At 75.6% G+C, this 7,498-nt stretch carries 5 protein-coding genes; 3 read left to right on the top strand and 2 right to left on the bottom strand.

What is annotated here, in order from left to right; translation table 11 throughout:
- Positions 1-137: 137 nt before the first annotated feature.
- Positions 138-1,379, bottom strand: a complete 1,242-nt coding sequence (locus AC069T_RS00890; protein ID WP_478780680.1) for a helix-turn-helix domain-containing protein — start codon at positions 1,377-1,379, stop codon at positions 138-140.
- A gap of 104 nt (positions 1,380-1,483) precedes the next feature.
- Here AC069T_RS00890 and AC069T_RS00885 point away from each other — a divergent pair, with 104 nt between their 5' ends.
- The gene (locus AC069T_RS00885) at positions 1,484-3,808 is read left to right on the top strand and encodes a cell division protein PerM (RefSeq protein WP_478780679.1); all 2,325 of its coding nucleotides are present in this window, start codon (positions 1,484-1,486) and stop codon (positions 3,806-3,808) included.
- A 24-nt stretch (positions 3,809-3,832) separates the two neighbouring features.
- On the opposite strand, the gene AC069T_RS00880 is transcribed toward AC069T_RS00885, so the two are convergent.
- Entirely contained in the window at positions 3,833-4,750 is a 918-nt protein-coding gene (locus AC069T_RS00880; protein WP_478780678.1) for a hypothetical protein, read from the bottom strand.
- A 473-nt stretch (positions 4,751-5,223) separates the two neighbouring features.
- Here AC069T_RS00880 and purN point away from each other — a divergent pair, with 473 nt between their 5' ends.
- Together purN and purH are read left to right on the top strand one after the other, a co-directional pair.
- A complete protein-coding gene (purN, locus tag AC069T_RS00875; protein WP_478780677.1) occupies positions 5,224-5,850 on the top strand; it encodes a phosphoribosylglycinamide formyltransferase in 627 nt (208 codons plus the stop codon).
- Positions 5,847-7,409 carry a bifunctional phosphoribosylaminoimidazolecarboxamide formyltransferase/IMP cyclohydrolase gene (gene purH / locus AC069T_RS00870; RefSeq protein ID WP_478780676.1) on the top strand — a complete coding sequence of 521 codons (1,563 nt, stop codon included), beginning with the start codon at positions 5,847-5,849 and terminating at the stop codon, positions 7,407-7,409. Before purN ends, purH begins: the two co-directional genes overlap by 4 nt.
- The last annotated feature ends 89 nt before the right edge of the window (positions 7,410-7,498 follow it).

Raw genomic sequence — 7,498 nt, 5'->3', positions numbered from 1 at the left:
GAAAGGCACGGACAGAGAAGAGGGAGCGGGAGCGGGAGCTCCTAGGGGGCTGACGCCCCGGCTCGGCACGGGGTGTCCCCGCACCCCAGATGGCGCCCGGCCCCACTCGGTGTTCCCGGACGCGCGCCGGGCTGTCGTCACCTGCCCTCCGGGACCAGCCTTCCCGGACCGTTCTCCGTCTCCGACCTGAGCTTGGAGCGCAGATCGAGTTCGTCCTCGGAGAGGGTGCCGGGAGCGGCGCGCGGCGGTACCCCGCGCACCGTCGTGCCCGGGGACAGCGGGGGCTCGTAGTGGTCCGGGGCGGTGGCCAGCGTCAGCGCCGTGGCGCTGACGAGGAGCGTCGTGACGGCGATGGCCGCGCGGGTCCAGCTGCGGGCGCGGCGCTCGCTGCCGGTGCGCACCGCAGTTGGACCGGGCGCGTGCAGCCGCTCCGAGCCCGCCAGCGCGGCGAGGCGGCGGTGCAGTTCCTCGGGGGCGGAGAGTTCCGGCATGCGCGCGGCGACGGCCTCGCGTGCGTGCAGCAGCCGGTTCGCGGTCGCGGGCGTGCTCGCCTCCGTCTCGGCCGCGGTGTCGGGCAGGTCGAGCCCGACGCCGTCGTACAGCACCAGGGTGCGCCGGTGGACCGGCGGCAGCTTCAGGATGGCGGCGAGCAGGGCGCGGTCGGCCGCGTCGGCGGGCGGCGGCTCCGGATGCCGGTGGCGCAGCCGAAGCCGGTGCCAGGGGGAGAGCGCGTACTCGTACGCCGTCGCCCGCACCCAGCCGGCCGGGTCCCGGTCGACGGCCACCTCGGGCCAGCGCTGCCAGGCCAGTTGGAAGGCCCGCTCCACGGACTCCCGCGCCAGCTCGCGCCGCCCGGTCAGCAGATACGTCTGCCGTACGAGGGCGGGCGCGCAGAACTCGTAGAGCATGTCGAAGGCCTGAGAGGGCGTGAGGGGCGTTGCCCGGGGCCTCGGTTCGGTCTTCTGAGGAGCGGCCGGCCCGGTCCCCGCGGGGGCGTCGGCCTGGTCCGGGGCGCCCGGTGAGGGCGTGGATGGCGCTGTTTCCGTCGATCCACCGGGGTCCGTCGAGGGGAGCGCGTCGGCGCCGGCGGGCACGAGGACGAGCTGGGACCGCTGTACGGGCGTCCCGGACCCGGCATGTGCCGCCACGGTCTCGGGGCCGCGCCGGGACGTGTGCTCGATCTCCTGTTCGGACAGCAGTTCGGCGTACGCCTCCCGCTCGCGGCCGTGTGGAGTGCTGCGCCCGCTCTCCCAGGAGCGGACCGTCTCGCGGCTGACACCCACCAGGTCCGCGACCTGAGCCTGGGTCAGCCCGGCGGCCTCGCGCAGGCGCCGGCGCCGCTTGGGGGAGGGCAGCGGGGTGGCGGGGCTCTGCGTCACAGGGTGCCCTTTCGCGCGAAAAAGTACATAAACGTATATTGAGCGACACATCGGGTGTTTGCCTGTTACGACGAGAAAGCGCGTGTCGTTGGCAGCATGGCGTCGTGACCCATCTGACCGACCGCAGCCCGTCGTTGTCGTCCCTGCGCCTCCGGTGGCGCGACCGATCCCCGGGCCTCGGCACGGGCGCGCTGGGCGGCGCCGTCGCGGCGGGCCTCGGGCTCGGCTGCTTCGCCGTGCTGGTGACGGTGCTGTGGATCAGCTCGCCGTACCCGGACAGCGGCCCGAGCGGGGCCCTGCACGTCGCCGCGGCCCTGTGGCTGCTGGCGCACGGCGTCGAACTCGTCCGCACCGAAACCCTGACCGGCGTCCCCGCCCCCGTCGGGGTCACCCCGCTGCTCCTGGTCGCGCTTCCCGCGTGGCTGCTGTACCGGGCGGCGCGGGACACCGTGGACGCCGTGCCCGTCCCCGGCAGGGCGTGGGCCGGGGTCGTCGGCGGCTACCTCGCGGTCGGCGGCGCGGCCGCGCTGTACGCCTCGGGCGGGGAGCTGCGGCCCTCCTGGCTGTGGACCCTCCTGTGCCTGCCCGTCCTGGTCGTGGTCGCGGCGGGCGCGGGAGTGTGGGCCGCGTACGGGCGGCCGGGCGGTCCGCTGCCCCCGGCCGTGCGCCGCGGGCTCGGCACCCTTCCCCCGGGCGTACGCCGTTTCGTCGTCGCCGCCGCCCTCGTGCCGGACGCCCGCCGCAGGCTGGCGGCCGCGCTGCGGGCGGCCGGGGCCGGGACGGCGGCTCTCGTCGGCGCGGGCTCACTGCTGGTCGCGGTCTCCCTGGTCTGGCACGGGGGAGCGGCCCGGAACTCCTTCCTCCAGCTCACGGACGTGTGGTCGGGCCGCTTCGCCGTCCTGCTGCTGTGCCTGGCCCTCGTGCCGAACGCGGCCGTGTGGGCGGCGGCGTACGGACTGGGGCCGGGGTTCGTGCTGGGCGCAGGGCAGGTGGCGGCGCCGCTGTCCGCTGCCGCCGTGGGCCCGACGCTGCCGCCGTTTCCGCTGCTGGCGGCGGTTCCGGCGGCCCCCGGGTCGCCGTGGGGCCTCGCGGCCGCGGTGGTGCCCGCGGCGGGCGGGGTGACGGTCGCCTGGTACGTGGCGCGGACGGCCTCGCGGGAGCGGACGGCGGCCTGGTCCGTGCGGCGCACGGCGGGCACGGTCTGTCTCGCCGCGGGGCTGTGCGGCATCGCCCTCGCGCTGCTCGCCGGGGTGGCGGGCGGGCCGCTCGGGGTCTCCGCCCTGGCCCACTTCGGGCCGGTGTGGTGGCAGGCCGGGAGCGCGGCCGCGGGGTGGACCGCGGTGGTGGGAACCCCGGTGGCGTGGGGCCTGCGGGCGTGGTGGCTCCGGACACCGAGTCCGGCGGCGAAGCAGGAACCGCTAGCACGGACGCCGGCACCGGCACCGGCACAGGAGCTGAGGCTGAAGTTGACGTCGGCGCTGAAGAAGAAGCCGAAGCCGGGATCGACGGAAGGAGGCACGGCGGTACGGGATTCGGCGGTGCGAGAGGCGCCGGACCGGGGCGCGGGTACCGGCGGGGCGCAGGGACGGGCCGCGGAGGTACGGGACCCGGGTGCCCGTGAGGCAGGAGGCCGGACCCCGGATGTCCGCGAGGCGGCCGGGCAGGACGCCCGGGCCCGGGACTCCGGTACCGGTGAGGCACCGGGCGGGGCCGTGGACGTGCCGGCGCCGGGCGCAGGCACGCCCGAGACGCCGGACCCGGCGGTACGCCCGACGACGGGAGACACGGAGCGGACCGAACCGGGGCCGGGGAGGCCGAGCCCGGCCGCATCGCGCCCGGGGAAGCCGAGCCCGGCCGAACCGGGGCCGGAGAAGCGGAAGGCGGGGAGGCCGAGCCCGGCCGCATCGCGCCCGGGGAAGCCGAGCCCGGCCGAACCGGGGCCGGAGAAGCGGAAGGCGAGGAAGCCCAGCCCGGCCGCATCGAGCCCGGGGAAGCCGAGCCCGGCCGAACCGGGGCCGGAGAAGCGGAAGGCGGGGAGGCCGAGCCCGGCCGCATCGCGCCCGGGGAAGCCGAGCCTGGCCGAACCGGACGCTGTCGAACTGGACGCGACCGAACCGGACGCGGTCGGGCGGGATGCCGACGCGCGCCGTCCCGCGGCGGGCCCGCCCCCGACGGGCTCCTGGCTCTCCCGGCTGAGGGTCCCCCGTCGCGGCCGGGCGGACGCACGGGACCAGGAGCGCGCGGCACCCCGCCCGACGCCCGGCACGGCGGCCGTGCCGCCGGACGACGACCCCGATCTCGCGCCGTACGACCTCCTGCCGTCCGATGCCCCGGGCTGGCACGACGACGGGGCGCGCGCGTCCCGCTGGGCGGCCCTCAGGGAAGCGGCGGCCGCTCCCGCGGACCCCGCCGCGGACCCCGAGCCCTGACGGGAACGGTCCCGGCGGTCCGGGTCAGTTCTTGCCCAGCAGGCTCCGCAGCTCCTTCGGGAGCAGATCGTCGCAGGACTGCTTGGCCGCGGTGGTGAGGGCGTCGTTCGTGCAGGTGTAGTAGTCGCTGTAGACCAGCTGGGCGGTGAACGTGAGGGCGACCATGGCGAGCGCGAGGGACGCGGTGACCAGGCCGCTCACGGCGGCGCTCGTCTGCGGGCGGACGCTCGGGTCGGGGGCCGGGGCGCCCGGTTCCGGCGTGCGGGGCTTGGCCCGGACGGAGCTGATGCCCCAGTACATGGCCAGCGCGCCGAGCAGCAGGGCCACGGACGGCCAGCTGAAGAGGGCGAAGAAGAAGGCCCACATGCCGGTGAGCAGCGAGTAGCGGGCGCGGCGCTGGGCCGGGTCGGCCGGGTCCCAGCGCATACCGGTGCCGGGGCCGCCCTTGCCGCCTTCACGGCCGTCGCCGGGGCCGCCCTGGCCGCCGGGCGCGCCGGGACGGTCGCCGAACCCGCCGTTCTGCGAGGGTCCGGGCTGGCGGTCGCTCCACTGGCTGCCCCAGGGCGAACGACCGCCCTCTTCGGAACCCTCTCCGCGGCCTCCGTCGGCCGGTCGGCGCGGTTGCCACGGCTGGTCCGGGGTGCCCTCGGGCGGCGGCGCGAACGGGTTGTGGTCCGCGTCGGACCCGGGCGCGGGACCGGCACCCGAGCCGTCACGCCCGTCCGAGGGGCCGTGCCCGTCCGAGGGGCCGTGCCCGCCCGAGGCGTCACGCCCGCCCGAGCTGTCGCGCCCGGCCGAGGAGCCGTCGCCACCCGAGGTGTCGCGTCCGCCGGTGGGGGCGGGCCCGGTTCCGGGCGCGTCCCCGCCCTCCCGCGGCGGCGTGGGCGAAGGGCGCCGCTCGCGCAGCAGGAGCGGAGGGAGTCGGAGGCTGCGGTCCGGCATCAGGTGTGCGTCTTCCCCTTGGTGGTTCTGGCGGGCGGTGTGCGCGCGAGCTTCGGTGCTCGCGACACCCGCCCCGAGTGTTCGGGTCCGGGGCTCACGCCCCGGCGTGTACGGGACCGGGACTTGTGCCCCGGCGTGTACGGCTCCGGGTCTGCGCCCCGCGTAACGGCCCGGGGCTCGCGCCCCGGCGTCCGGGTCCCGGGCTCGCGCCCCGACGTACAGGACCCGCGCCCGCGCATGTGTGCCCGTCCGGATCAACGTCCCACGCGCGCGGGGCGTTCCCCCGCGCCGAGCGGCGTTCCCGGACAGGCGCTCACCAGACGCTACCTTCCGGCCACGCCCCCGTCCCGTGGGGGCCGCCCCGTGTGCCGGTATCGTTGCTGCCGGTCGGCCGCTTCGTAGACTTCCCCGTATCCGGGGGCGCGAAGCATTCGTACGACCGTACAAACGCTTCCCCGAGAAAGGGCCCCGCCGTGGCCAAGGCCAAGGCCAAGCGCCTCGTCGTGCTGGTCTCCGGATCAGGCACGAACCTGCAGGCACTGCTCGACGCCGTCGAGTCCCAGGGCACCGAGGCCTACGGAGCCGAGATCGTGGCCGTCGGCGCGGACCGGGACGGCATCGTGGGGCTGGAGCGCGCGCGGCGGGCCGGGCTCGAGACGTTCGTCCGGCGGGTCGGGGACTACGGCACCCGTGACGAGTGGGACGCGGCGCTCGCCGAGGCGACCGCCGCGTACGAGCCCGACCTGGTCGTCTCCGCCGGGTTCATGAAGATCGTGGGCAAGGAGTTCCTGGCCCGGTTCGGCGGGCGGTTCGTGAACACCCACCCCGCGCTGCTGCCCAGTTTCCCGGGAGCCCACGGCGTGCGGGACGCGCTCGCGTACGGCGCGAAGGTCACCGGATGCACCGTCCACTTCGTCGACGACGGCGTCGACACCGGCCCGATCATCGCCCAGGGCGTGGTCGAGGTGCGGGACGAGGACGAGGAAACCGCTCTTCACGAGCGCATCAAGGAAGTCGAGCGAAGGCTGCTCGTCGATGTCGTGGGGCGGCTCGCCCGCAACGGCTATCGCATCGAGGGACGAAAGGTAGTTATCCAGTGACCGCCGAGAGCAACAAGCGGCCCCTTCGCCGGGCGCTCGTCAGCGTCTACGACAAGACCGGTCTGGAAGAGCTGGCGCGCGGGCTGCACGAGGCCGGGGTCGAGCTCGTCTCCACCGGCTCCACCGCATCGAGGATCGCCGCGGCCGGTGTCCCGGTCACCAAGGTCGAGGAGCTCACCGGCTTCCCCGAATGCCTGGACGGCCGCGTCAAGACCCTGCACCCCAAGGTCCACGCCGGCATCCTCGCCGACCTGCGCCTGGAGGACCACCGGGCGCAGCTCGCCGAGCTGGGCGTGGAGCCGTTCGACCTCGTCGTCGTCAACCTGTACCCGTTCCGCGAGACCGTCGCGTCCGGTGCGTCGCCCGACGAGTGCGTCGAGCAGATCGACATCGGCGGCCCGTCCATGGTCCGCGCCGCCGCCAAGAACCACCCGTCGGTGGCCGTCGTCACCAGCCCCGCGCGGTACGGCGACGTCCTGGCCGCGGTCGGGGACGGCGGGTTCGACCTCGCCGCCCGCAAGCGGCTCGCCGCCGAGGCCTTCCGGCACACGGCCGCGTACGACGTGGCCGTCGCCTCCTGGTTCGCCGACGGGTACGCCCCGGCGGACGACAGCGGCTTCCCCGAGTTCCTCGGCCACACCTACGAGCGCAAGAACACCCTCCGCTACGGCGAGAACCCGCACCAGGGCGCCGCGTTGTACGTCGACGGCACGGGGGGCCTCGCCGAGGCGGAGCAGCTGCACGGCAAGGAGATGTCGTACAACAACTTCACGGACACGGACGCCGCGCGCCGTGCCGCGTACGACCACGAAGAGCCCTGCGTCGCGATCATCAAGCACGCCAACCCGTGCGGGATCGCCGTCGGCGCGGACGTCGCCGAGGCGCACCGCAAGGCGCACGCCTGCGACCCGCTCTCCGCGTTCGGCGGTGTGATCGCCGTCAACCGTCCGGTGTCGCGGGAGATGGCCGAGCAGGTCGCCGAGATCTTCACCGAGGTCATCGTGGCGCCCGGTTACGAGGACGGCGCGCTCGACGTGCTCACCAAGAAGAAGAACATCCGGGTGCTGCGCGCGGACGGCGCGCCTGCCAACCCGGTCGAGGTCAAGCCGATCGACGGCGGGGCGCTGCTCCAGGTCACCGACCGGCTCCAGGCCGACGGCGACGACCCGGCCGACTGGACCCTCGCGACGGGCGAGGCCCTGAGCGGGGACGAGCTGGCCGAGCTGGCGTTCGCCTGGAGGGCGTGCCGCGCGGTCAAGTCCAACGCGATCCTGCTCGCCAAGGACGGCGGCTCGGTGGGCGTCGGCATGGGCCAGGTCAACCGCGTCGACTCCGCGAAGCTGGCCGTGGAGCGGGCGGGCGCCGAGCGGGCCCGTGGCTCCTACGCCGCCTCGGACGCGTTCTTCCCGTTCCCCGACGGCCTGGAGATCCTCACCGCGGCCGGCGTCAAGGCCGTGGTCCAGCCCGGCGGTTCGGTCCGCGACGAGCTGGTCGTCGAGGCGGCGAAGAAGGCGGGTGTCACGATGTACTTCACGGGGACGCGCCACTTCTTCCACTGAGCCGCGCTCTGCCGCCGACGCACCTGACGGCGGCCTCCGGCCCCCTCCACCGAGGGGTGCCGGAGGCCGCCGTCCTGTGCGCGTGCCCC

The sequence above is a fragment of the Streptomyces sp. NPDC043867 genome (assembly GCF_056435845.1).
The sequence above is the reverse complement of the archived record's forward strand: the minus strand, read 5'-3'. Positions and strand labels throughout refer to the sequence as shown.

What these genes read in the sequence shown, in the direction of transcription:
- AC069T_RS00880 (WP_478780678.1), bottom strand. Translation starts at nt 4,750, where the DNA reads ATGCCGGACCGCAGCCTCCGACTCCCTCCGCTCCTGCTGCGCGAGCGG.